The sequence below is a fragment of the Ruegeria sp. AE4 genome, assembly GCF_056542185.1.
On record NZ_JBQFZK010000002.1, the window covers coordinates 47,186 to 71,583 of the forward strand.

22 protein-coding genes are annotated in these 24,398 nt (G+C 59.9%); 11 read left to right on the forward strand and 11 right to left on the reverse strand.

Annotated features, from left to right (window positions below; all coding sequences use genetic code 11):
• Positions 1–85: 85 nt before the first annotated feature.
• The 3 genes from ACR0EK_RS04450 to trxB form a co-directional block, all read right to left on the reverse strand.
• The gene (locus ACR0EK_RS04450) at positions 86–1,777 is read right to left on the reverse strand and encodes an adenylate/guanylate cyclase domain-containing protein (protein WP_480539321.1); all 1,692 of its coding nucleotides are present in this window, start codon (positions 1,775–1,777) and stop codon (positions 86–88) included.
• Positions 1,778–1,857: 80 nt separating this feature from the next.
• Positions 1,858–2,307, reverse strand: a complete 450-nt coding sequence (locus tag ACR0EK_RS04455) for an RES family NAD+ phosphorylase (protein WP_480505925.1) — start codon at positions 2,305–2,307, stop codon at positions 1,858–1,860.
• 3 nt (positions 2,308–2,310) lie between these two features.
• Positions 2,311–3,252 carry a thioredoxin-disulfide reductase gene (gene trxB / locus ACR0EK_RS04460; protein WP_209598032.1) on the reverse strand — a complete coding sequence of 314 codons (942 nt, stop codon included), beginning with the start codon at positions 3,250–3,252 and terminating at the stop codon, positions 2,311–2,313.
• Positions 3,253–3,478: 226 nt separating this feature from the next.
• Here trxB and ACR0EK_RS04465 point away from each other — a divergent pair, with 226 nt between their 5' ends.
• Positions 3,479–3,979 carry an Lrp/AsnC family transcriptional regulator gene (locus ACR0EK_RS04465; RefSeq protein WP_209504770.1) on the forward strand — a complete coding sequence of 167 codons (501 nt, stop codon included), beginning with the start codon at positions 3,479–3,481 and terminating at the stop codon, positions 3,977–3,979.
• Positions 3,980–4,098: 119 nt separating this feature from the next.
• On the opposite strand, the gene ACR0EK_RS04470 is transcribed toward ACR0EK_RS04465, so the two are convergent.
• The 5 genes from ACR0EK_RS04470 to lgt all read right to left on the reverse strand — a co-directional run bounded on the left by ACR0EK_RS04470 (position 4,099) and on the right by lgt (position 8,320).
• Positions 4,099–4,881 (reverse strand): Hint domain-containing protein, encoded by a 783-nt coding sequence (locus ACR0EK_RS04470; RefSeq protein ID WP_267362963.1) that lies wholly within the window; start codon positions 4,879–4,881, stop codon positions 4,099–4,101.
• A 330-nt stretch (positions 4,882–5,211) separates the two neighbouring features.
• The gene (locus tag ACR0EK_RS04475; RefSeq protein ID WP_267362961.1) at positions 5,212–5,340 is read right to left on the reverse strand and encodes a hypothetical protein; all 129 of its coding nucleotides are present in this window, start codon (positions 5,338–5,340) and stop codon (positions 5,212–5,214) included.
• A 270-nt stretch (positions 5,341–5,610) separates the two neighbouring features.
• Positions 5,611–6,369, reverse strand: a complete 759-nt coding sequence (gene pgeF / locus ACR0EK_RS04480; protein ID WP_267362960.1) for a peptidoglycan editing factor PgeF — start codon at positions 6,367–6,369, stop codon at positions 5,611–5,613.
• Positions 6,366–7,433, reverse strand: coding sequence for a class I SAM-dependent methyltransferase (locus ACR0EK_RS04485; RefSeq protein WP_480565348.1), 1,068 nt, complete (start codon positions 7,431–7,433; stop codon positions 6,366–6,368). The genes pgeF and ACR0EK_RS04485 overlap by 4 nt, the downstream gene beginning before the upstream one ends.
• Positions 7,430–8,320: a prolipoprotein diacylglyceryl transferase gene (gene lgt, locus ACR0EK_RS04490; protein ID WP_480546136.1), complete on the reverse strand. Its 891-nt coding sequence runs from the start codon at positions 8,318–8,320 to the stop codon at positions 7,430–7,432. The genes ACR0EK_RS04485 and lgt overlap by 4 nt, the downstream gene beginning before the upstream one ends.
• A gap of 97 nt (positions 8,321–8,417) precedes the next feature.
• Between lgt and ACR0EK_RS04495 the strand changes: the two genes are divergently transcribed.
• The 5 genes from ACR0EK_RS04495 to ACR0EK_RS04515 all read left to right on the forward strand — a co-directional run bounded on the left by ACR0EK_RS04495 (position 8,418) and on the right by ACR0EK_RS04515 (position 11,624).
• On the forward strand, positions 8,418–8,666 hold the full coding sequence (locus ACR0EK_RS04495) for an accessory factor UbiK family protein (protein WP_050604795.1): 249 nt from the start codon (positions 8,418–8,420) through the stop codon (positions 8,664–8,666).
• A 321-nt stretch (positions 8,667–8,987) separates the two neighbouring features.
• The gene (locus ACR0EK_RS04500; protein WP_209598027.1) at positions 8,988–9,488 is read left to right on the forward strand and encodes a type III secretion system chaperone family protein; all 501 of its coding nucleotides are present in this window, start codon (positions 8,988–8,990) and stop codon (positions 9,486–9,488) included.
• 39 nt (positions 9,489–9,527) lie between these two features.
• Positions 9,528–10,343 (forward strand): pyrroline-5-carboxylate reductase, encoded by an 816-nt coding sequence (gene proC / locus ACR0EK_RS04505; protein WP_480539316.1) that lies wholly within the window; start codon positions 9,528–9,530, stop codon positions 10,341–10,343.
• Positions 10,336–10,674 carry a tRNA-binding protein gene (locus ACR0EK_RS04510; RefSeq protein WP_267362951.1) on the forward strand — a complete coding sequence of 113 codons (339 nt, stop codon included), beginning with the start codon at positions 10,336–10,338 and terminating at the stop codon, positions 10,672–10,674. The genes proC and ACR0EK_RS04510 overlap by 8 nt, the downstream gene beginning before the upstream one ends.
• Positions 10,674–11,624: a 2-hydroxyacid dehydrogenase gene (locus ACR0EK_RS04515; protein WP_480565351.1), complete on the forward strand. Its 951-nt coding sequence runs from the start codon at positions 10,674–10,676 to the stop codon at positions 11,622–11,624. The genes ACR0EK_RS04510 and ACR0EK_RS04515 overlap by 1 nt, the downstream gene beginning before the upstream one ends.
• On the opposite strand, the gene ACR0EK_RS04520 is transcribed toward ACR0EK_RS04515, so the two are convergent.
• Positions 11,621–12,199, reverse strand: coding sequence for a thymidine kinase (locus ACR0EK_RS04520; RefSeq protein ID WP_480565354.1), 579 nt, complete (start codon positions 12,197–12,199; stop codon positions 11,621–11,623). The genes ACR0EK_RS04515 and ACR0EK_RS04520 overlap by 4 nt on opposite strands.
• Before the next feature lie 355 nt (positions 12,200–12,554).
• Between ACR0EK_RS04520 and ACR0EK_RS04525 the strand changes: the two genes are divergently transcribed.
• Both ACR0EK_RS04525 and ACR0EK_RS04530 read left to right on the forward strand, forming a co-directional pair.
• The gene (locus ACR0EK_RS04525; RefSeq protein WP_480475505.1) at positions 12,555–13,016 is read left to right on the forward strand and encodes a hypothetical protein; all 462 of its coding nucleotides are present in this window, start codon (positions 12,555–12,557) and stop codon (positions 13,014–13,016) included.
• A 159-nt stretch (positions 13,017–13,175) separates the two neighbouring features.
• Positions 13,176–14,978, forward strand: a complete 1,803-nt coding sequence (locus ACR0EK_RS04530) for a hypothetical protein (protein WP_480565357.1) — start codon at positions 13,176–13,178, stop codon at positions 14,976–14,978.
• 26 nt (positions 14,979–15,004) lie between these two features.
• Here the strand turns inward: ACR0EK_RS04530 and ACR0EK_RS04535 are convergent, their stop codons facing one another.
• Positions 15,005–16,129, reverse strand: a complete 1,125-nt coding sequence (locus ACR0EK_RS04535) for a beta-ketoacyl-ACP synthase III (RefSeq protein WP_209598022.1) — start codon at positions 16,127–16,129, stop codon at positions 15,005–15,007.
• A 159-nt stretch (positions 16,130–16,288) separates the two neighbouring features.
• On the opposite strand from ACR0EK_RS04535, the gene ACR0EK_RS04540 reads away from it, so the two are divergent.
• The 3 genes from ACR0EK_RS04540 to ACR0EK_RS04550 are packed head-to-tail and all read left to right on the forward strand — an operon-like array spanning position 16,289 to position 20,849.
• Positions 16,289–16,756 carry a MarR family winged helix-turn-helix transcriptional regulator gene (locus ACR0EK_RS04540; RefSeq protein WP_267364261.1) on the forward strand — a complete coding sequence of 156 codons (468 nt, stop codon included), beginning with the start codon at positions 16,289–16,291 and terminating at the stop codon, positions 16,754–16,756.
• A complete protein-coding gene (locus tag ACR0EK_RS04545) occupies positions 16,753–17,790 on the forward strand; it encodes an efflux RND transporter periplasmic adaptor subunit (protein WP_480482226.1) in 1,038 nt (345 codons plus the stop codon). Before ACR0EK_RS04540 ends, ACR0EK_RS04545 begins: the two co-directional genes overlap by 4 nt.
• 11 nt (positions 17,791–17,801) lie before the next feature.
• Entirely contained in the window at positions 17,802–20,849 is a 3,048-nt protein-coding gene (locus tag ACR0EK_RS04550) for an efflux RND transporter permease subunit (RefSeq protein ID WP_480565360.1), read from the forward strand.
• A 65-nt stretch (positions 20,850–20,914) separates the two neighbouring features.
• Here the strand turns inward: ACR0EK_RS04550 and carB are convergent, their stop codons facing one another.
• The gene (gene carB / locus ACR0EK_RS04555) at positions 20,915–24,268 is read right to left on the reverse strand and encodes a carbamoyl-phosphate synthase large subunit (RefSeq protein WP_267364258.1); all 3,354 of its coding nucleotides are present in this window, start codon (positions 24,266–24,268) and stop codon (positions 20,915–20,917) included.
• Between the last annotated feature and the right edge of the window lie 130 nt (positions 24,269–24,398).

Below are 24,398 nucleotides of genomic sequence, written 5' to 3' on the forward strand. Positions count from 1 at the left end.
TGCGCTGATTTCTCGCGGATTGGAAGGAATTTCCAACTATGAAATCAAAATGATGATCTCGTTCCTTGGGGCGTATATATTCCGATCATGCAAGGTATGACTGTTCCTGTTTTCGCGTGTGCGGCGCAAGCCCGGACGCGCGGGTGACTGGCAGGGCGGGAATCGGATCGGCAACGCCGCGCAGCTGGAACATCCGGATACCCTCCGGCGGCAGGTTCATACCCGCAGCCTTCAACACCTCTTGCGAGACCAGCAACTCGACCCCCAAGGCCTTGGTTTCGCTTTCCAGTCGGCTGGCCACATTGACGGCGTCGCCGATGATCGTTCTCGCGGCATGTCCCTGCGCGCCAATCTCACCCAGCACCAGATCACCAAGGTGTAAGCCCATTCCGATGCGAATGCCGGGGCTGCCTTCGGCCTCAAGCTGCTCGTTGAACCGGTCAAGGGCATGGCTGATATCTATCGCAGCCTTCAACCCCGCGCTGGCGGATGCGGCCGCATCGGGTTTCTCGAAAACCGCCAGCAACCCGTCGCCCATATACTTGTCCACGACACCGCCGTCCTTGGTGATGGCAGGTACGACGGCGTCGAAGAACCGGTTCAGCAGGAACACGATATCATAGGGCAGCTGACCCGTCGTGCGGGCGGTAAATCCGCGCATGTCCAGAAACAGCACGGCCAGTTTCCGTTCCTGCCCCTGACTGGCATGCCCGCGAACGCGCCCGCCATCCGGTTGAAAAACGCGGAAAACAGTGGTCGGTTCCGTCGGGCGGATCTGGCAGGCCAGCCGTGTCTGCGGTGAGGCGCCGACAGCGGCGAGGCTGCGGGCCTCGACATCGCCGGGCGGGGGTAGGGCGTTAGCGCCTTCCTCGATGATGACGCGGCATGTGGTGCAGCGTCCCTTCCCGCCGCACAAGGCCGTATGGGGCACACTATGTGCCTGCGAAATCTCAAGCAAGGTCATGCCCTTTTCGGCATCCACCTCGGGCCCGTTGCTGTAACTTACCCGCACCGAATGCCTGCGCCGCCACAGCTTGCGCCCGATATAGACAAGACCCGTGGCCGCCAAGGCGAGCCAGAACGCCAAAAGGGCATTATCCTTGACGGTGAACATGGTCTGGAACGCCTCGGGCGAGGGCCAGTTGTAATGCTCGATATATTGTTCCCGCAGAAACTCATCCGCGAATTCCAACCAAATGCGGCGGCCCTCGGTCAGCAGACCGGCCAAGGCGAACATGGGGATGAAGACGGCAACACCGATCAGATAGGGTACGGCGCTGGACCACCATTTCGTCAGCCGTAACCACATATGCAGCCCGATACAGCCATGCACCCAGACGATCAGCAACAGTGCGCTTTGCATCCAAATCACGGTGCTGGGCCACATCAGGATGATGATATACCCCATCTCGTCATTGACGTCATAGATCTCGTGCGCGACCCGCGTCTGGATGACATGCGAGATCAGCTGCAAAGGTATCAGCAGACCCAGAACAATCTGCAACGCCGTGCTGAACGGCATGCGCAGGGTCCGGCGTTGTGCGATCGAAGCTAGCGCCAGACCGGCATGAGTGAACAACGCCGCATAAAGCAGCAGGCTCATAAAACTGTGCCGCGTCACCGCTGTTCGACCATCCTGCATCCCGTGCAGATAATCGGTGTGAAACAGGCCCAGTCCGATGTTGATGAAATGGAAGAAAGCGAAAGCAAACAGAACCAACCCGCTGCCGATCCGAAGCCGGGCTGCCCAACCGCCACGCCACAAAGCGCTCTTCAAGAATACCACCTGTATCGCTGTTCGCCGTGGTTGGACTTTGCGAGGACGTTCGCGGTCAGGTCAAGGCTTCGGGTGCAAATCTAGGCCTGCCAATGGGTGGCGGGGTGTTGGGATTGAATTGATATCTTGTCCGCACAAAACAGCACCAGATGGCTGAGGTCAGGGCGCGAGCGCGAGCTGTAGATCAAGCCGTCCGCCCCCAGTGCCCGCGCTTTATCTGAAAAAGACCATGTCGGGGAAGGGGCCCCCGTCGCGCGAATATCCTGCCAGATCACCGATGCAGCCGTCTGCCCGCGGTAGTCCACCAATCGCGCGTTTTCCACCAGAAACCTTTGAACCACCCGGTCGGGATCATCACCCGAGATGTAGCGGCGGATGGCGACCGAAGCGCCCTCGGCGCTGAGCGAGGCATAAAGCGCGAATTGTCCGGAATGATGAAAGCGCCCCTCGGGCGCGCGGGCAGGCAGCAATGGGGCTGCTGCCTGCGACGCAAACAGAATTCTCCAGACAGGGCCAGAGAATTCAAGCATGTGTCAGTCCTGTTCGGCCAGGAACCGTTCGGCATCCAGTGCCGCCATACAGCCCATTCCCGCGCTTGTTACCGCCTGACGATAGACATGGTCGGTCAGATCGCCCGCTGCGAACACGCCGGGAATCGACGTTTCGGTGCTGCCCGGTTTGGTGACGACATAACCACCCATATGGGTTTCCAGCGTGTCTTTGACCAACTCGTTCGCAGGGGCGTGGCCGATGGCGACAAAGACGCCCTTGCACGGGATCTCGGTGATCTCGCCGGTTTTGACATGTTTGACCCGAACACCTTCAACGCCCAAAGGCGCATCGGTGCCGATCACTTCTTCCAACTGGTGGAACCACAGCGGTACGATCTTTTCATTCTTCAACAGGCGATCCTGAAGGATTTTTTCCGCCCGCAACTCATCGCGGCGGTGGATCAGGGTCACCTTGCTGGCAAAATTGGTCAGGAACAGGGCCTCTTCCACGGCTGTGTTGCCGCCGCCAATCACCACGATTTCCTGCCCGCGATAGAAGAACCCGTCACAGGTGGCGCAGGCCGAGACGCCAAAGCCCTTGAACTTCTCTTCCGACGGCAGACCCAGCCATTTCGCACGCGCGCCGGTGGCCAGAATGACAGCGTCCGCCGTGTATGTGGTGCCGCTGTCGCCCTTGGCGGTGAAGGGGCGCTTGCTGAGGTCCAGATCGCTGATGATATCGCCGATCACCTCACATCCCATGGCCTTGGCATGGTCCTGCATCCGCACCATCAGGTCCGGGCCCTGCACCTCGGTATCGCCGGGCCAGTTTTCGACCTCGGTCGTCGTTGTCAGCTGACCACCGGGTTCGATGCCCTGTACCAGAATGGGTTCCAGCATGGCGCGGCTTGCATATACGCCTGCGGTGTATCCTGCGGGCCCCGACCCGATGATCAGAACCTTGGTGTGTCTTGTGTCGGCCATGGTGCCCCCGCTCGAATTGCCTGAATTGGGCCCGCGGCCCGTCGCCCCGATATAGCGACCGACCGGCCCGGCTTAAAGCCCCTTACTGTTCAGGTCCCCTCGGGACGGGGCGCCCTGGGTTTTAGGGGAGAAGGCGAAAAGGAAACAAAGAAAATTGCGCATCTGCGAAACATTATTGCGCGCGTGTGGGGTGCTGATATAAGAACCGAAAAATCAGGAGCATTTGATGGTCACGACTCGGCTGGATGATATCGATCGCAAGATTCTGGCGGAACTGCAGGCGGACGGTCGTATGACCAATGTCGAGCTGGCAAAACGGGTCGGAATCTCGGCCCCGCCCTGTCTGCGCCGGGTGCGCACGCTCGAAGAATCCGGCTTCATCACCGGCTATCACGCCGAGGTCAACTCACGCGAGTTGGGGTTCGAGGTCCAGGTATTTGCCATGGTCGGTCTGGACAGCCAGGCCGAAGTCGAACTGCGCGCGTTCGAAGGCCGCTGCCGTGAATGGCCATTGGTCCGCGAATGCCACATGCTGAACGGCGAAGTGGACTTCATCCTGAAATGCGTCGCACCTGACCTGAGCAGCTTTCAGCAGTTTCTGACGGGCGAGTTGCTGACCACGCCAAACGTGGCCAGCGTCAAGACATCGCTCGTTATTCGCGGCGCAAAAGACGAGCCAGGCGTACCGTTCGACGTTCTGGAAGAACGTATGAACCGGACGGCGTAACGCCAACACGTTTTGGTTGCGCGGTGATTGGTGGCAACAGTGCTGCCACCGCAAGGGATAGAACCCAACTTATTACCAGCTGCATGATGCCCCCCATAATGCAGTAATCACAATCATGCTCAGGCCGTCATCGCGTCGATCTCACCATCTCCGGCGCGCGGCATCAGCAGCGGGCCGAAATCGTTCAGCGACTCGATATGCGCGAACAGGTTCAGATAGATCGACCGAAGCGAGTGGCTGATCATGCGAACCGCATTCACACCTGGATGATATGTTTCGAACTGTAATCCATCTACGCGAATAACGGAATGGCGTTTTAAACAAATGTGAAACAGTTCAACGGGGGTGGGCGGCATTGTTTCAATGACACCCATCCCGTCCTGAAATTCGGACACGGGTGTAAGAATCGGCTGCCCCCCATGCAGGTGCCGCAAATGCGCAGGTGTTCCCACGATTCGCGCCGCCGGGCCAGCAATGACACCCGACATTGGCTTTTGCATCCCGAACGTATCCGCCATGATCCGCGTCAGCGGTCGCGTCCGGCCACGTGAATCCGCGCGTCCGGGGATCAACGTGACAGATCCCTTCCACAACACGGTTTCCGATGCGCCATCCTGCGTCAGGACCGTATCCCCCGGCATCAGATCCTCGATTGCCATCGGTCCATGTTCCGTTTCTACCAAAGATCCACGTGTGAAGGCGCAAAACGCGTCTTCAAACATCGGCAGGGCAGGTGCGATGTGGCGGGTCTGAACCACATCTCCGTTCTTCAACAGGCTGCTGACCTCATAGCGGCGCAGCTGGGCTTTTGGCTTGGAAACCGGCCGCGGCGCGTCCCGCAGCATAACAGACGTTTCGATAGCATTTCTGGCCGCGCGGGCCAGTGAATTAGGAATAGTCATTAATATTCCGTCCCCTCAAAATGTTCGGTCAGGCGCGGCGTACCCCCGTACAGACGCGCCCGGCGAACTGGTTCTTTGCCTTGAAACAAATGGGTGACCCTCGGGCGGCAACCGGTACGGTCCCGCGACGCGACTAAATCTCGCTTTCCAATGGTCAACACATTGACCCCCCAGACAAACTCGTACTTCACGGGCGAAATTGCCCGCACACACACAACTCCTAAAAAGTCACGAACCCCTCGCTCGTGACGCGCGATACATCAGGCCGGAGCGAACCTGATACGCGTTGACCCAAATAAGACCGGCAGCTTGGTCTCTGGGTTTTCTGTCTCAGCGTCGTGCCGCGATGCGACTGGCGACCCTGACAGAATTGCTTGTTACCCGCTTCCACGGCATTTCCAGGTTCTGGTCCCGAGTGGCCTCGACCATGGCTTTCAGAAAGCGTGATTTGGTCTTCATTTTTTGGTCCTGCTCTGAACGGGGTGTATTTCCCCACATCCTCTGTGAACCTTTTGTGACGCGGGTTTGCGGCAGGGATAAGGCTTATCCGGGATGATTTGCGGACAGAAAAATGAAGTCAGACGGACCTCCCACTCAACACGCCAGCGCCCGATTTTCGAACGTCAGATACCGATCTGATTACTGGCAAAAACTCGTTACGATTCTGATGCCCAATCAACACAACAAATGTGGCGGAAAAGTGGCAGGGCACCTAAATCTGGACGAAGATCACAATCTTATGACGGAAATCAACCGCCCGTAATCGACCTCGTTCGCGTGCGTTGATCGGCGATAGGAATAGAACCTGTCAGGGTCGGAATATGTGCAGTGCCGGGTCCACTCGGCCTGTCCGATTCCCGCCTGCCGCAGCCGGTGCAGCCCGAAGGCGGGCAGATCAAATTGCAGGCGGTCACTTTCACCATTGGCAAAAAAGCGGCTGTTGTCCGGCGAATCCGCCAGGAACGCGTCCAGAAACTCTGGCCCCACCTCGTAAGCGCGCTGGGAAATACTGGGTCCGATCACGGCGCAGATATTGCTGCGGTCGGCTCCCAGCGCCTCCATCGCGTCCAGCGTCGCTTCCAGAACACCGTCCAGCGCGCCGCGCCACCCGGCATGGGCCGCACCGATCACATGCGCGTCGGGATCGGCGAACAGAACCGGCTGGCAATCGGCCGTCAGGATCGTCAGGGCCAGACCGGGTGTTGCTGTGACAATGGCGTCCGCTTTGGGTTTTTCACCGTCAACCGGGGCTTGGACTGTCAGAACCGTTGGGGAATGAACCTGATGCACCGCGACCATTGCCTCGGGGTCCACCTCCATCGCGTCGGCCACCCGTCGCCGGTTCAGCGCGACAATCTCGGTTTGATCCGAGGACCCCTGACCACAATTCAAGCCGCTGAAAATTCCAGAAGACGCGCCGCCGCGACGGGTAAAGAACCCATGGCGAAATGGCGACAGCAGGTCCGAGGTCAGAATTTCCAGCGTCATGGTTCCAATCCTGGTGGTGGGGCTGCATAGGCCGGGAAAAGGCCCATCACCTTGAACAGATTTCCCATTTCATCAGGATGCGTCAACCGCCGATGCGCGGCAATCAGCGCATCCAGCTCGGAACCGCTCAGCGCCTTTGACAAAGCTTGCGCGCGGGCGGTGATCCCCAGTCGTTCGAGGAAGACGCCCTGCGGTGTCAAGCGCGTATGCCTGCACCCACAGGCGCGGGTCGCAACGGCCAAAGGTTCAAAATCCACATGCGCTGTCAAATCGGCCTGACCGGGCGATGCCAGAGGATCGGTATGTTCGTGGTTTTGCAGAGCCTGCAAGGTATCGCCCATCGAATGCCAGTCACCATAGTCGGTAATTAGCGCTGCGCCGCCATGGCTGGCGATCCGCCCCGCGATCACGGTCAGAATGGGAATTGCAGCAGCGCACAGTTCGACCAGATCACCGTCCTTGGTGTCCGACAGCCTGTCATTCAACGCCACCTGCGGCCCGTTCGGACCGAGCCCGAACATCAACGCGCCGTCGCGTTCGCCCACCAGACGCTCGCGCCAACCCGTACCGTCACGCTGGAACTGGCGGATGGGCAGGGCATCAAAGAACTCGTTAGCAACCAGCAACAGCGGCTGGTCGGGCAGGTAGGCGATCGTGTCGATCCAGACCGCCTCGTAATCCTTCAGCGTTGCCGCCTGCACCTGTTTCAATACAGGCGATGCTTCAACCAGTACAACCTGCGCTGCCTCGTGAAATCCGGGTACAGCCCGTGTGGCGCGCAGAATATCGGCCATCAATGTACCGCGCCCCGGCCCCAGCTCGCACAGGGTAAACGGTGCAGGCCGTCCCTGATCCATCCAGCTCTGCGCCAGAGACAGCCCGACCAGCTCTCCGAACATCTGACTGATTTCCGGCGCTGTGGTGAAATCCCCCGCAGCCCCCAGCGGATCACGGGTCGTGTAATAGCCCAGCGTCGGATGCAGCAGGCATTCAGCCATGTAATCCGCCACGCTCATGGGTCCATCCTGCCGGATGCGGGCGACCAGATGATCGGTCAGGCTCATACTGCCTGCCGCCGCGCGCGCTGGGCAAACCACAATCCAAGCGCGATCATCGGCAGCGACAGGAACTGCCCCATGGTCAGCCCGTACCCGCCCACATGCCAGGCCAGCCCCAGCGGATTGCCGGGCGATACGAATTGTGCGTCCGGCTGGCGAAAGAACTCGACGATAAAGCGCGACGCGCCGTAGCCCGCAAGAAACGTCCCCATGACAAGGCCCGGTGTGCGAAAACCGCCGCGCCGATAGACCAGCCACAGCAATACCGCCCCAAGCAACACCCCCTCCAGCGCGGCCTCATACAGCTGCGACGGGTGCCGGGCGCACATGCCTGCGACCACGCCGGGGCAATCCTGCGCAGCATATCCAGGAAAGATGACAGCCCAGGGCAGCTCGCTCGGGCGGCCCCACAGCTCGGCGTTGACGAAATTGGCCAGCCGCCCCAGCAGCAATCCGGGCGGAACGGTGTAGGCAACCAGATCCCCCAGCGACAGGGCAGGAATCCGGTGCCGTCGTGCAAACAGGTACGACGCAAGGATTACGCCCAGCAGGCCGCCATGAAACGCCATGCCGCCTTGCCAGACCTTCACGATCTCCAGCGGGTGCGACAGGTAATAACCCGGTTGATAAAACAGCACAAAGCCCAGCCGCCCTCCCAGAATCACGCCCAGAATGATCCAGGTAACCAGATCCTCCAGCTGTTCGGGCTTCATCGGCGGGCCATCCGCAGGCCAGAGCGCCGGGCGGCGCAACGCCACAACAGCCAGCCGCCACGCGATCAGGATGCCCGCGATATAGGCCAGTGCATACCACCTTAACGCGAACTCCATCCCGAACAGCGGGATCGAGAACAGTTCGGGCGACAGATCGGGAAAATTCAGAACAGCCTGCATGTGCGTCTCATTGCCCGGGGTTTGCAGGTCAAGTCAACCTTGAGCCCGCGCCATTCTTTGCCCATATACATGTAAACCGCGAGATCGGAGAACAGATATGCAGACCCGCAACAAGATCCTGGATGACGTGTCCCAACTGATGACCAACGCCATGGGCGTGGCGCAGGGCGCGCGGGAAGAGGCTGAAAACGCGATGAAGTCGATGATCGACCGCTGGCTGGCCGACCGCGATTTCGTTACCCGTGAAGAATTTGACGCCGTGCGCGCCATGGCCCAGAAGGCGCGCGAAGAAAACGCGGCACTCGAAGCCCGCATTGCCGCGCTCGAGGCGAAACTGGACAAATAACGCCCCGGCGTTCCCTGTTTTCACAATTTTCGGACAAAGCATTCCGCCGCGCAATCCAGCCCGGATTGTGCGGTGCTGTGTATTCTGACGTGTCGCAGAATTTATTCAAGACAAAGCTGACTCTGTCGCCAATATTTTGATCGCCGTTGCCTTCTGTCCACAACTTATTGCTGTTATCCCCAATAATTAGGGTTGCCAGAACTTACGCCACATCGCACCATATTTAGTACAGGCCTATGGGGGAAGCCCGGTTTGTAGAGCAGGCAACTAGCGCTGGGGCGCTGCCAGCCCCGAAATGCTAGAGATTAGTGAGGTGGCATTATGGCCCTTTCCGAGCAGTATCTCGAAGAAGACATTCATCCGATCGACATTGTTGAGCATCTGGCCGAACACCACGACTGGGATTTTGATCGCATTGGGGACGATCAGATTGCCATGGCCGTTGAAGGGCAGTGGCGGACCTATTCGATCACATTGGCCTGGTCCAACTATGACGAAACGCTGCGCATGGTGTGCAGCTTCGAAATGGAACCACCGGCCGAGCGTGAAATGCAGCTCTATGAGCTGCTCAACAAGATGAACGACCAGTGCTGGGCAGGCGCGTTTACCTATTGGGCAAACCAGAAGCTGATGGTCTATCGCTATGGTCTGGTCCTTGCAGGCGGGCAAACGGCCAGCGCTGACCAGATCGACACGATGATCAATGCCGCCGTCATGAGCGCCGAGCGGTACTACCCCGCGATCCAATTGGTGACCTGGGGCAACAGAGGGCCAGAAGAAGCCATGCAAGTGGCCATTGCAGAGGCCTACGGCCGCGCGTAAACCTTTGCCCCGAACCGATATGTAAAGCGGGAGGGGCAAATGGACATGACGCGAGTGGCCGAACAGGGGCTTGTGCTTCTGGGGTGCGGAAAGATGGGGTCCGCAATGCTGGCGGGATGGCTGGAACACGGCCTTCCGCCAGCTTCCGTTTGGGTCATCGATCCCTACCCGTCAGATTGGCTGAAGGCGCAGGGCGTCAATATCAACGCACCCTTGCCCGAATCCCCCGCCGTGGTGCTGGTTGCGGTCAAACCGCAGATGATGGGCGAAGCCCTGCCTGCCATTCAGGCGCTGGGCGGCGGGTCCAGCCTGTTCATTTCCGTTGCGGCTGGCACCTCGATTGCCACCTTCGAATCCGTTCTGGGCCAAGACACCCCGATCATTCGCGCAATGCCCAACACACCCGCCGCTATCCGTCAGGGCATCACGGCACTGATCGGCAACGCACACGCCTCCGAGACCGATATGGAACAGGCCGAAAACCTGCTGGCGGCAGTGGGCCAGACCGTTCGCCTAGAGGATGAGGCACAGATGGACGCCGTCACCGGGCTCAGCGGGTCCGGCCCGGCCTATGTGTTCCATCTGATCGAAACCCTGGCCGCAGCGGGCGAGGCGCATGGCCTGCCTGCCGAGCTTGCGATGAAACTGGCCAAGTCCACAGTGGCCGGTGCCGGGGCACTGGCCATGGCGTCCGACGAAGACCCCGCGCAGCTGCGCATCAACGTGACCTCTCCGAACGGTACCACACAGGCCGCGCTTGAGGTGCTGATGCATCAGGAAACCGGCTTTCCCGACCTGCTGCACCGTGCCGTCAAGGCCGCAACCGACCGATCCAAGGAGCTCTCGCGTGAGTGAAATTTCGTTCGACGACTTTCTCAAGGTCGATATTCGCGTGGGCGAGGTGATCCGCGCCGAACCCTATCCCGAGGCCCGCAAACCCGCGATCAAGATGTGGATCGACTTTGGCGACGAGATAGGCGAGCGCAAGACCTCGGCCCAGATCACCGCGCATTACGATCCGGCCACTCTGGTTGGCAAACAGGTCATGGCTGTCGTCAACTTCCCTCCGCGCCAGATCGGCAAGTTCATGTCCGAGGTTCTGGTGCTGGGTCTTCCCGATGACAGCGGTGAGATCGTTCTGATCGGCCCCGACGGCAAGGTTCCTACAGGCGGGCGGATGCACTGATGAAACTGCTGATCACGCGTCCGATGACACCGGCAGTCGAATCGCGCGCCCGCGCCGATTTCGATGTGACCATCCGGGAAAACACCCTGCCCATGTCACGGCAGGAGATGCTGGCCGCTCTGGCCGATTACGACGTGGTCGTCCCGACGCTGGGTGATCAGTTTTCGTCGCAGGTTTTTGCAGAAGCCGGTCAGCCGCGTTGCAAGCTGCTGGCCAATTTCGGTGTCGGCTTCAACCATATCGACGTGGATGCCGCACGCGCGGCCGGGATTGACGTAACCAATACCCCCGGCGCCGTCACCGATGCCACGGCCGATATCGCCATGACCCTGCTGCTGACCACAGCCCGGCGCGCCGGTGAGGGTGAGCGGCTGGTGCGGTCCGGTCAGTGGCAGGGCTGGCACCCGACGCAGATGCTGGGCCATCATGTGACCGGCAAGCGCGTGGGCATTGTCGGCATGGGCCGCATCGGGCAGGCCATCGCGCGCCGCTGTCATTTCGGGTTTGCCATGCAGGTGGCCTATCAGTCCCGCAATCCAAAAGATCTGGATTTCCCGGCGGAATTCACACCTGACCTTGAAACACTCGCCGCCTCGGTCGATTTCCTTGTGCTTGCGGTTCCCGGTGGTGCGGAAACCCGCCACCTGATCAATGCGCAGATTCTTGAGGCGATGAACCCCTCGGCCATTCTGGTCAACATCGCCCGTGGCGAGGTGGTGGACGAGGCCGCGCTGATCACGGCGCTGCAAACCGGTCAGATCGCGGGGGCGGGGCTGGACGTCTACGAATTCGAACCCAAAGTGCCACTAGCCCTGTGCGATATGGAAAACGTAACCCTGCTGCCCCATCTGGGCACCGCCACCGAAGAGGTGCGCAGCAGCATGGGGCACATGGCGCTGGATAACGTGGCGGCCTTTGTCGCGGGCAGGGCGCTGCCCAACCCGGTCTAGTCGCCCACCGCCTCGCGCCAGTGTTTGCGGCAGAGCGAGACATAGGTCTCGTTCCCGCCGATCTGCACCTGCGCCCCTTCAGTGATGGCCTTGCCGGTCTCGTCGCGACGAATCACCATCGTGGCCTTGCGGCCGCATTCACAGATCGTGCGCACCTCGCGCATTTCGTCGGCAAGGGCCAGCAGGGCGGCAGAGCCGGGGAACAGCTTGCCCTGAAAATCCACGCGCAGCCCATAGGCCAGCACCGGCACATCCAGATCGTCCACCGCACGGGCCAGTTGCCAGACCTGGGCCTCGGACAGGAATTGCGCCTCATCAATGAAAACGCAGGCTACCATACCATTGTCCAGCCGGGATCGGATCATGGCGAAGACATCATCTTCGGGTGTGAACGTGTCAGCCTGCTCCGATATGCCGATGCGCGATGCAATCCGCCCCGCACCCGCCCGCCCGTCAAGGGCGGCGGTCATCAGATAGGTCTGCATCCCGCGCTCGCGATAGTTGTGCGACGCCTGTAGCAACACGGTCGACTTGCCCGCGTTCATGGTGGAATAGTTGAAATACAGCTTTGCCATGGCGTGGGTCTAAAACGCCCGGCCAAAAGGAACAAGAGAGCAAAGGGATGTAAGAAGCGACGTCGCCATTGCGTGTGCAGAGGCCGAGCTGGGCTCGTAGGGGATGGAACCCCCGCGTCTGCAACAGCGACGCCGTCGGCCAACATGTGGCCAAAACAAAGCAAGGCCCAACAATACCGCCCCGCAATCACTCTTTACCGGCTTGAACTGCCGCCACTCACTCACAAAATCCCCCGCTTATCTGAGGGATAGTCAATGTATGACATTTCAATTATGACTCAGGTATGGGAAATTTCCCGACGCTTTCCCCGGTTTGGACACCGGGCGGGCGTTTGCAGGTAATAAAGGTAAATCAATGGCAGATATCGGGGCCTATCTGAAGAAACACACAGAAGCGCTGGTCAAAGATGTCGGAATAGAAGCTGCTTGTGAAATCACCGGAAAATCCAAGGCGACCCTGGGCCGGTATTATTCGGACAATGCCGAACACGCGGACAGGTTCATGCCCGTGGATGCGGTGGCTCGGCTTGAAAACGCAGCAACTTATCCGCATGTGACATCCGCGCTGGCGGATCTGAAAAACATCACCTTGTCCTACAGCGAACGCAACACCGAGGATCCTCGCACAGGCGGGGTGAATTCGGATGTCATCGCGCTCAGCCAGCGGTTTGCAATGTTGATGACTGAATATCAGTCCGCTATCGAAGATGGCATCATCACGGTGAACGAAGCCAAAAGGCTGCTGAAAGAAACCAGTTTGCTTCAGCAGGTCCTGATAGAAATGAAACTGCACCTGGAAGAAGAAAGCGTCAGCTAGGCTTGGTGGCGGCCAGCTATCGGCCAAAAACCGCCTGCCCGGATCGCCGCAGATGTCGTGCGCTTTGTGGCATGATCATCAACCGGACTCTGCGCCTCAATTCAGTCACGTCTTTCAGATAAGCTGTGGCGCAGGCAAGATCGTCAAGGGCAGTAAACCATGCAGAAAATGCAGGGAAATTACAGCATTCTCGCAGACCGTATGGTTTGGCGGTCGTTCCTGTTTGTCTATGCGCTCTTTCTGGCCACGGTGCTGTTTGGCGCTTATCAGGAAGGCCCTGATGACGCGATGCGCTGGGTCATGGTACAGGACCTGCTGGCGGGACAGGGCTGGTTTGACGCCTATCAGCATCGGCTGGGCCCCGGTGACGGCACGCTGATGCACTGGTCCCGGCTTGTCGATGCACCGATTGCCGGGATCTACGCGCTGTCCGCGATGGTCGTGCCGCCCGACACCGCCTTGCAAGTGACCGCGTTTGTGTGGCCGGTGCTTCTGGCGGGGCTGACCCTGTGGGCCTTTGCTGTCACCGGCGCAGCGTTGGGCGGGCGAAATGGCGCGATTTCGGCACTGGTGGTCGGTGCGCTGACGCTCGAACATTATCGGAAGTTCGACTATTTCTCGTTTGACCACCACAATGTTCAGATTCTGCTGTTTGCAGCGGCCCTCATGTTCTTTGTCCTGCGCAAGGCCAAACCCTCTGCTGCGGGATGGCTGGGTGTCTGTCTGGCCCTTTCGGTGTCCATCGGAACCGAATCGATCGTGCAGGTCGCGATTATCGCGGTGTTCTTCACGATTGACTGGATCGTGACCGGCACAGCCGCCCGCCGCCGCACCATAGTGTTTGGAACCGGGCTGGCGCTGACCCTGTTGTTGGCCAGCGTTGCAACAACGGGGCGTCAGGGTTTTCTGTTCCCAAGCTGCGATGCCCTGACGATCAGTGTGGCCCTGCCGGCCGGGATCGCGGCCCTGTGCCTGTGTGCAGCAGCCTGGGTCGGGTCGGGCTGGTCCTATTGGGGGCGCATCGGCGCGTGTCTTGCGACAGGCGCTGTAACACTTGGCTGCGCTTACGCATTTGCACCGCATTGCCTTGAAAACCCGATTGCGGACCTGCCTCAGGACATGCGCGACTTCTGGCTCAGCCAGGTTGCCGAAGCACAGAATATAACCGTCGTGCTGGAACGACATCGGGGCGAGGCTGCGGCCCTGATCGCCATGTCCGTCATCACGGCGGTTGCAGCCTTGTTCTTTGCCCGCCAGTCGCAAGACAAACTGGATTACCTTCTGTTTCTGGCGCTGATTGTGACCGGGTTTTCCATGTTTCTGTACCAGTCCCGGATGATGACGTTTCTGGGCGTGTCTCTTGTGGCTGTTCAGGCTCAGGTGCTGCGGACCCTTTACGTCAGTTACAGAACCCATGGCCGCACGCTCTCCGGCTTGGCTATGATAGGCTTTATCGTCTGCGTCTCGCCAAAGATTGGTAGCAGCGTGGAAAAACAGTTGGAACGGTTTGCGCGCCCCTCCCTTGCGGCACCCGTCGCCGAGGTTGTGCAGGATTCGCAAAACATCGGCGCCCCCTGCAAAGCGCCCGAGGCCTACGCGGCCCTGAAAAACCTGCCAGCCGGAATGGTTCTGGTCGATTTCGATTATGCGGCAGAGGTGCTGCGCTATACCGATCATTCGGTTCTGGCGGGGAATTATCACCGCAACCGGGCCGGAATTCAGGCGCAGATCGCGGTTTTGCGTATGGACGCGCCTCAGGCCGGTCCGCGTCTTGCTGCGCTGGGTGTAAGCTATGTGCTGCTCTGCACCGCTGCGCCCCGTGCCGAATTCTGGGATTGGGCATCTCAGGGGCGCGGGCTGCAATCCCAGTTGGCAAAGGGTGAAACCCCCGCCTATCTCAGCCGGATTGATGGTGGGGAAGGGGCCGCGTTTCAGGTTTTTCAGTTGGCGGCCGATCTCTAGGCCGTAAGCGCTTTGCGGAATGTCGATCAGGCGTGACGCTTCACGATCACCGATCCAACCGAATACCCGGCCCCAAAAGAACAGATCAGGCCCAGATCGCCCTCTTGCAGATCGTCAGAGTATTTCGAAAACGCAATGATCGACCCTGCGGATGAGGTGTTCGCATAATCCTGAAGGATATTGGGTTGCTCGCCCGCCTCGGGTTCGCGGCCCAGAACCTTCTTGCCGATGAAGTCGTTCATCGTCTTGTTGGCCTGATGCAGCCACAGGCGTTTGAGGTCGGTATTGCTGACCCCTTCGGCCTCCATATGGTCGCTGATATGCTTGCTGACCATCGGCAACACTTCCTTGAACACCTTCCGGCCATTCTGCATGAACTGCATGTCGCGGCGGTCAATCACGCCATCGGGGCGCGACCGGCGCAGGAACCCGTTATTGTTGCGGATATTGTTTGAAAAGGCGGTGGCACAGCGGGTCGACAGGATTTCGAAATGCGGGCCTTTGGCGTCTTCGATCCGCTCGATCAACGTTGCCGTCGCCACATCGCCAAAGATAAAGTGACAATCCCGGTCGCGCCATTCCAGATGGCCCGAGCAGATTTCAGGGTTCACCACCAACGCCGCGCGCACCGACCCGGACCGCACCATATCCGCCGCCGCCTGAATGCCGAACGTGGCCGAAGAACAGGCGACATTCATGTCAAAGCCAAACCCGTCGATGCCCAGTTCCTGCTGAATCTCGATTGCAATCGCCGGATAGGCGCGCTCGTGGTTCGAGGCCGCACAGATCACCAGATCGACATCCGCCGCCGTGCGCCCCGCCTGCGCCAGCGCCTTCCTGCAGGCATCCACTGCCATCTCGGTCATGATCCCGGGCTCGTCATCGCTGCGTTGGCGCAGCGTCGGGTGCATCACGTCCGGGTTCAGTACCCCGGCCTTGTCCATCACGTACCGGTTATGAATGCCCGACGCCTTGACGATGAACTCTTCCGAGGAATGCTGCATCGCCTCCATCTGCCCGGCTGCTATGGCCTCGGCATTCTTCGCGTTCTGCTTGTCGGCATAGGCGTTGAACGCTTCGACAAGCTCGGCATTGGTGATGACGTTTTCCGGCGTGAAGACACCGGTACCGGTGATGGCGGGGGTATACATGGCGGGCCCTGAATGTTTCGGATTCGCCCAAAATGCAGTCATGGCGTGATTTGATCAAGATATGTTGACCCAAGGGAATCCGTTCCGGGGTGCAGTTTCATATCTTGAATAGTTCATAAATTGAAGTATATCGCCCCGTAACCCGCGCGGAGACCCCCAATGCCCGACGATATCAGTGCCAGACTGGGCCGCCTCAGCCCCGAGATTCAGGCAATCATGGGCGTCTATGCCCTGTACTGGAAACTGGAAGAGACCTTCGACTGTATCGAAACAGACCTGAGCCACCCGGAATGCCACATGCTGATCAAGCTGGATCAGCCCAAGCGCATGGGCGTTCTGGCCGCCGATATGTTAAGCGTACCATCAACGATCACCGCCACTGCGGATGCCCTTGAAAAAGCGGGCTATCTGATGCGGCGGCGTGACCCCGAGGACCGCCGCGCCTGGTTGCTGGTGCTGACAAAGCAGGGCGAAGAAGCCCGCAACATGCTGGTCGCCGCCGCCGGGGACCTGTTTCACAGGGCCTCGGGCCTCAACGAACAAGAAACTGCCGAATTCGCGCGACTGGCGCGTAAAATCCGCGACAACGTATTGAAAACGGGAATTCCCGAGGGATTGAAGAAATGAAACTCCTGACCTCTCTGGGCCTTGCACTGGCCATTCTGGCAACCCCGATTGCCGCTCAAGAGACCCCGAAACCGGTGAAACTCATGCAGGTGCGTGAAACCGCGCCCGGTTTCACGCGGCAGTTTTTCGGCCGCGTCGCCGCGCGCCAGACCGTTGATCTGGCCTTTCAGGTTGCGGGGCAGATTGTCGAAATGCCCATCAACGAAGGCTTCGTGATTCCCAAGGATGGCCTGATTGCCCGTCTGGATCAGGAACCGTTCGAGCTGCGCCTTGATCGGGCACGGCTGCAAAAGGAACAGGCCGACCGCACTGTCGCACGCCTGTCGCGCCTGCGCGGTACAACCGCCAGCCAGGTGGCCGTGGATGACGCCGAGACCGAGGCGCAACTGGCCGCGATCGCACTGCGCGACGCGGAATATGAACTGGAACACGCCACGCTGACCGCGCCGTTTGACGCGCTGGTCTCCAGCCGCTCGGTCGAGGCGTTTACGACCGTCTCGGCGGGCACCCCCATCGTCCGCATTCACGACATGTCGGAACTTCGCATCGTGGTCGATGTGCCCGAGATCCTGTTTCAACGCTCTGGCCAGAATGACGACTTCTTCATCACCGCGAAATTCCCGGTCAGTGACGAAGTCTTCCCGCTGGAAATCCGTGAATTCGACGCGGAAACCTCCAGCGTCGGTCAAACTTTCCGCATCCAGTTTGGCCTGACCCCGCCAAAGGGGCTGCAAATCTTTCCCGGTTCTTCCGTTACCGTCAACGTTCAGGTGCAGGACAACCGCACAGGCATCGTCGTCCCGGCGACCGCCGTAGTCGCTGACGCAAACGGCGCGCTGAACGTCATGGTGTTTTCCCCGGTCGGGGCGGATGAGGGCACCGTGCGCCGCGTCCCGGTGACCATCGAGCCCACGCAAACCGGCGATGTCCGGGTGCTGACGGGCCTCTCTGACGGGGATGAGGTCGTCGTGGCCGGGGGCGCTGTGCTGACGGATGGTCAGACGGTGCGCCGGTTCGCCGGTTTCGCGAACTGAGGGGCTGACAGATGAACATCGCCCGCGCCTCAATCGACCGGCCGCTTTACACATGGCTGGTCATTCTCATTGCCCTTGTTGGGGGCATCTGGGGGTTCACATCGCTTGGCCGTCTGGAAGACCCGGCCTTTACAATCAAGAACGCGGTTGTCATCACGCAATACCCGGGCGCCACCGCCGAACAGGTGGCGCTGGAAGTATCGGAACCGCTGGAATCCGCCATACAGCAGATGGGCGAGGTGGACGTCATCACCTCGGTCAATCAACCCGGACGGTCCCTGATCGAGGTTGAGATCAAGTCGACATACGACGGCACCGAACTGCCCGCCATCTGGACCCGGCTCAGGGCCAAGGTGCGCGACGCCGCGCGCGGCCTGCCATCGGGCGTCGGCCAACCGTTTGTGAATGACGGGTTCGGCGACGTGTTCGGCCTGTTCTATGCGGTGACCGCCCAAGGGTTCTCGGACGCTGAAAAGCACGAACTGGCAACCTTCCTGCGGCGGGAACTGCTGACCGTTGACGGCGTTGCGGATGTCGAGGTTCAGGGCCTGCCGGACGAGGCGATCTTTGTCGAACCCGATCTGGCGATTTCGGTGAACCAGAATGTCCCGCTGCAAGCAATCAACCAGGCGATTGCCAATGCGGATTCGGTCAATTCCTCAGGGTCCTTGCGCTCTGATAACGACCGCACCACCATCCTGACGGCTGAAGGGTCGGACAGCGTGTCGGCCATTGCGGGCCTGTCTGTCGGTTCGCAAGGGCAGGTGATCAACCTCTTTGACATGTCCGATGTCTATCGCGCCCGTCAGAACGACCCCGACATTATCATCCGCTACAACGGGATCGAGGCTTTCACCTTGGGCATCGCGGGTCTGGCCACTGAAAACATTGTCGAGGTTGGCAAACGCGCTGACGCCAAATTCGCGGAGTTGAACACAAGCATTCCCTTCGGTGTCGAAATCCTGCCGATCTATCAGCAACATGTGGTGGTCGAGCAGGCCTCGAACGACTTTCTCGTGAACCTTGCCATGTCGGTGGCCATCGTGGTCGCCGTGCTGGGCATCTTCATGGGCTGGCGCGCGGCCATTGTCGTTGGCTCGACCTTGCTGCTGACCGTGGTCGGCACGCTTCTGTTCATGTCGCTCTTCTCAATCGAGATGGAGCGAATCTCACTGGGTGCCCTGATCATCGCCATGGGGATGCTGGTGGACAACGCCATCGTCGTGGCCGAAGGGATGCAAATATCCATGCTGCGCGGCCAGTCCTCGCGCGATGCGGCCGAGGATGTGGCGTCAAAAACCCAGATCCCGCTGCTGGGTGCGACCGTGATTGGCATCATGGCCTTTGCGGGCATTGGCCTCAGCCCTGACGCAACCGGAGAATTCCTGTTCTCTCTGTTCGCCGTGATCGGCATTTCACTGTTGCTCAGCTGGGTTTTGGCGATCACCGTCACGCCGCTGTTGGGGCATTACTTCTTCAAACAGGGCAAAGCAGGCGAGATCGACGCTTACGGCGGCCTCCTGTTCCGCACCTATGGTGCGATCCTGCGCTTTGCGCTGCGCTTCCGATGGCTGGTTGTTGCTGGTCTCGTCGGCGTAACCGTGGTGTGCTATGCCGGGTTTGGGCTGATGAAACAGCAGTTCTTCCCCAACTCCAACACGCCTTTGTTCTTCGTGCACTACAAACTGCCGCAGGGCACACCGATTGCACGAACCGCCGAAGACATGGCGGTGTTCGAAGAGTGGCTGGCGGCACGCGACGACGTCGTCTCGGTCACGACCTTTGTCGGCCAGGGGGCTACCCGTTTCATGCTGACCTACTCCGCCGAAAAGCCGAATCCCAGCTATGGGCACATGGTCATCCGCACAGCAAGCCTGGACGACATCCCGGCGCTGCAAGCGGACCTTGAGGCGTTTGGGTCCGTCCAGTTCCCCGAAGGTGAGTTCGGCACCAAGCGTCTGGTCTTTGGCCCCGGCGGTGGTGATCCGATTCAGGCCCGCTTCTCGGGCAGCGATCCGGTCGTGCTGCGCCAGCTTGCGGACGAGGCGGTACAGCGCATGGCAGCCGCATCCCCGAACGCGCTGTTGGTTCATCACGACTGGCGCGAACAGGAACTGGCTCTGCAACCGATCTATGCCACCGAACGGGCGCAGACAGCCGGTGTCACACGCGAAGACATCGCCGCCACCCTGCAATTCTCGACCGACGGCATTACGGGTGGTGTGTTCCGCGAGCGCGACCGCCTGATCCCGATCATCCTGCGCCGACCCGCGGACGGAGATTACTCGATCGTCGATCAGGTCGTGTACTCGGACCAGTCGGAAAAGTTTGTACCAATTGAACAAATGGTGGATGGATTCGAGTACAAAACGCTCAATACGCTGGTTCACCGTCGTGATCGGGTTCTGACCATCACCGTCGGCGCCGACATCCCGCCCGACCTGACAGCGGCACAGGTCCACGCCGAAGTGCGCGACGCCATCGAGGCCATCGACCTGCCACCCGGCTACAAGATGGAATGGGGTGGAGAGTTCGAAAACTCGCGCAAAGCGCAGGCAAGCCTGGGCAGACAATTGCCGCTGAGCCTGCTGATCATGGTGTTGATCTCGGTCCTATTGTTCAACGCGATCCGCCAGCCGATCATCATCTGGCTGCTGGTGCCGATGTCCGTGAACGGCGTGGTGATCGGCCTGTTGGGAACAGGGTTGCCCTTCACCTTTACGGCACTTCTGGGCCTGCTCAGCCTGTCGGGTATGCTGATCAAGAACGGCATTGTTCTGGTTGAGGAAATCGATCTGGTCCGCGCCACAGGAAAGCCCCTGCGCGAGTCAATCATCGAAGCATCCGTGTCGCGTTTGCGGCCCGTCATGCTGGCGGCTGTCACGACCATTCTGGGCATGGCGCCGCTGCTGACGGATGCGTTCTTCGTCTCGATGGCAGTGACGATCATGGGCGGTCTGGCATTTGCCACCGTGCTGACAATGGTCGCGGCACCGGTGTTTTACCTGCTGTTCTTCGCCCGTGACGAACGAAAGAAAACGATGGAAACGCCTGCGTAAGGCATTGGAAATAAAGAAAAGCCCCAGAGTTTCCTCTGGGGCTTTTCCGTTTGGTTCAGGGGTCTTTACCCCTGTAGCGATTTCACCTCGACGTCGCCCTCAGCTTGTGCCTTGATCGCCAGTGCTGCGGCATTGGCCCCTGCAGCGGTGGTGAAATACGGGATCTTGTCATACAGCGCGATCGAGCGGATGGCCTTGCTGTCCTCAACCGCCTGCGCACCTTCGGTGGTGTTCATCACCAGCTGCACCTGACCGTCTTTCAGCATGTCCACAACATCCGGGCGGCCTTCGTACACCTTGTTCACCACGTCACAGGCAACACCCTGTTCGTCCAGCCAGCTTTGGGTGCCGCGCGTGGCCACAAGCGTGAAGCCCTGATCAACCAGAACCTGTGCCGCTTCCAGCATGGCTTTGCCCTTGTCGGCATCCTTGATCGAAATGAACGCACGGCCAGAGGACGGCAGCACCATGCCCGCGCCCATCTGCGCCTTGAGGAACGCGCGTGGGAAGTCACGGTCCCAGCCCATCACCTCGCCTGTCGAGCGCATTTCCGGGCCAAGGATGGTGTCGACGCCGGGGAAACGGGCGAAGGGCATGACGGCCTCTTTCACCGAGAACCAGGGCATATCTGGATCGGCCAGCGTCATCTGGTCCGCGATCTTGGTGTCCTTGCCTTCCTGATAGGGCGGGCGCATCGGGAAATCGGCCAACTTCTCGCCCGCCATGATGCGCGCCGCAATCGACGCAATCGCACTGTCGGTGGCCTTGGCAACAAACGGCACGGTGCGCGAGGCGCGCGGGTTCACTTCGATCAGATAGATCTCATCATCCTTGATCGCGAATTGCACATTCATCAGGCCAACAACATTCAGCGCCTTGGCCAGCTTGAACGCCTGATCCTTGATCTGCCCGATGATCTCTTTCGACAGCGAATAGGGCGGCAGCGAACAGGCGGAATCGCCCGAGTGAACGCCCGCTTCTTCGATGTGCTGCATGATACCCGCGACGTGAACGTCGGTGCCGTCACACAGGGCGTCTACGTCCAGTTCGACCGCGCCGGCCAGATAGCTGTCCAGCAGTACGGGGCTGTCGCCCGAGACCACAACGGCCTCGTTGATATAGCGTCGCAGCTGATCCATATCGCGCACGATTTCCATCGCGCGACCGCCCAGAACGTAAGAGGGGCGGATGACCAGCGGGAAACCGATCTCTTCCGCAATCTCCAGCGCCTTTTCGTCGGTCGAGGCAATGCCGTTTCTGGGCTGTTTCAGGCCCAGTTCATTGACCAGCGCCTGGAACCGTTCGCGGTCTTCGGCCAGGTCAATTGCGTCCGGCGTGGTACCCAGAATCGGAATGCCCTCGGCCTCGAGCGCGTTGGCCAGCTTCAACGGTGTTTGACCACCGAACTGAACGATCACACCGTGCAGCGTGCCGTTTTCCTGTTCCTTCGTCAGGATTTCCATGACGTGTTCAAAGGTCAGCGGCTCAAAATACAGACGGTCCGAGGTGTCGTAGTCGGTCGAAACCGTCTCGGGGTTGCAATTGACCATGATGGTCTCGTACCCGGCCTCGGTCAGCGCATAACAGGCGTGGCAGCAGCAATAATCGAACTCGATCCCCTGACCGATCCGGTTCGGACCACCACCAAGAATAACGACCTTCTTGCGGTCGCTTGGGCGTGCCTCGCATTCGACATCGCCCATCATAGGGGCTTCGTAGGTCGAGTACATATAGGGGGTTTGCGCTTCGAACTCAGCAGCGCAGGTATCGATGCGTTTGAAGACCGCGGTAACGCCCAGATTGTGGCGGGCGCGGCGCACGTTATCTTCGCTGCGGCCTGACAGGTTGCCCAGACGCGCATCGGTGAAGCCCAGCATCTTGAGCTTGCGGATGCCTTCTTCGGTCACTGGCAGACCATCCTTACGCACGGTGCGTTCTGCTTCGATGATCTCGCGAATGCGGGCCAGGAACCAGGGGTCAAACTTGGTGACGCCAAAGATTTCATCGTCGCTCAGGCCATGACGCATGGCTTGGGCGATGGTGCGCAGGCGGTCGGGGGTCTGCTTGCTGATCGCCTTGATGACATGCGCTTTGTCGTCGCTGCTTTCGACCTCATCCCACAGGCCGATGCTCAGCCCCGGAATTTCGATCTCATCAAACCCGGTCAGGCCGGATTCCATCGATGCCAGCGCCTTCTGCATGGATTCGTGGATGGTGCGCCCGATGGACATCGCCTCACCCACCGACTTCATTGCAGTGGTCAGGTAGGGTTCAGAGCCGGGGAATTTTTCAAACGCGAATTTCGGGATCTTGGTGACGACATAGTCGATGGTAGGTTCGAACGACGCAGGCGTGACCTTGGTGATGTCATTGTCCAACTCGTCCAGCGTGTAGCCCACGGCCAGTTTCGCGGCGATCTTGGCAATCGGGAAACCCGTCGCCTTGGAGGCCAGCGCCGATGAACGCGACACGCGCGGGTTCATTTCGATCACAACCATGCGGCCATCATCGGGGTTGATCGCCCATTGCACGTTCGAGCCGCCGGTTTCCACCCCGATCTCGCGCAGCACGGCAATCGAGCCGTTGCGCATGATCTGGTATTCCTTGTCGGTCAGCGTCAGGGCAGGGGCCACGGTGATCGAGTCACCCGTGTGCACGCCCATCGGGTCGACGTTTTCGATGGAACAGACGATGATGGCGTTGTCGGCAGTGTCGCGCACCACTTCCATCTCGTATTCTTTCCAGCCCAGCAGGCTTTCATCGACGAGGATCTGGTTGACAGGCGAGGCATCCATGCCCGAGCGGCAGAAATGGATATAATCCTCGCGGTTATAGGCCACGCCGCCGCCTGTGCCGCCCAAGGTAAAGGCCGGGCGGATGATGGCGGGCAGGCCGATTTCCTCCAACTCGTCCAGAGCGATCTGCACACCTGCTTCCAGATCGGCAGAGCCGTCGGCCTTCTTGGGGGCGGTCACGATGGTGGCTTTGGGGTTTTCCAACCCCAGCCGATCCATCGCCTCGCGGAACAATTTGCGATCCTCGGCCATCTCGATGGCGTCGCGTTTGGCACCGATCATCTCGACACCGAACTTGTCCAACACCCCCATCTCTTCCAGCGCGAGCGAGGTGTTCAGACCGGTTTGCCCGCCCATTGTGGGCAGCAGGGCGTCAGGGCGTTCCTTTTCGATGATCTTGGCGACGACCTCGGGCGTGATCGGCTCGATATAGGTGGCATCGGCAAGTCCGGGGTCAGTCATGATTGTCGCCGGGTTCGAGTTGACCAGAATAACCCGGTAACCTTCTTCGCGCAGGGCCTTGCAGGCTTGAGCGCCGGAATAGTCGAACTCGCAGGCCTGACCGATAACAATGGGACCCGCCCCGATGATCATGATCGACTTGATGTCGGTTCTCTTCGGCATGGTCTGGCCCCTTCGATTTTGCACGAGTCGCGGGCGCCGCCCAAGCGCCCAAATTGTCGTGCGTTATAGGGACCACGCAGAAAGGTTCAAGGGGTATCGGAAACAGAAGCGAAATTGCCGCTTTCCCCCC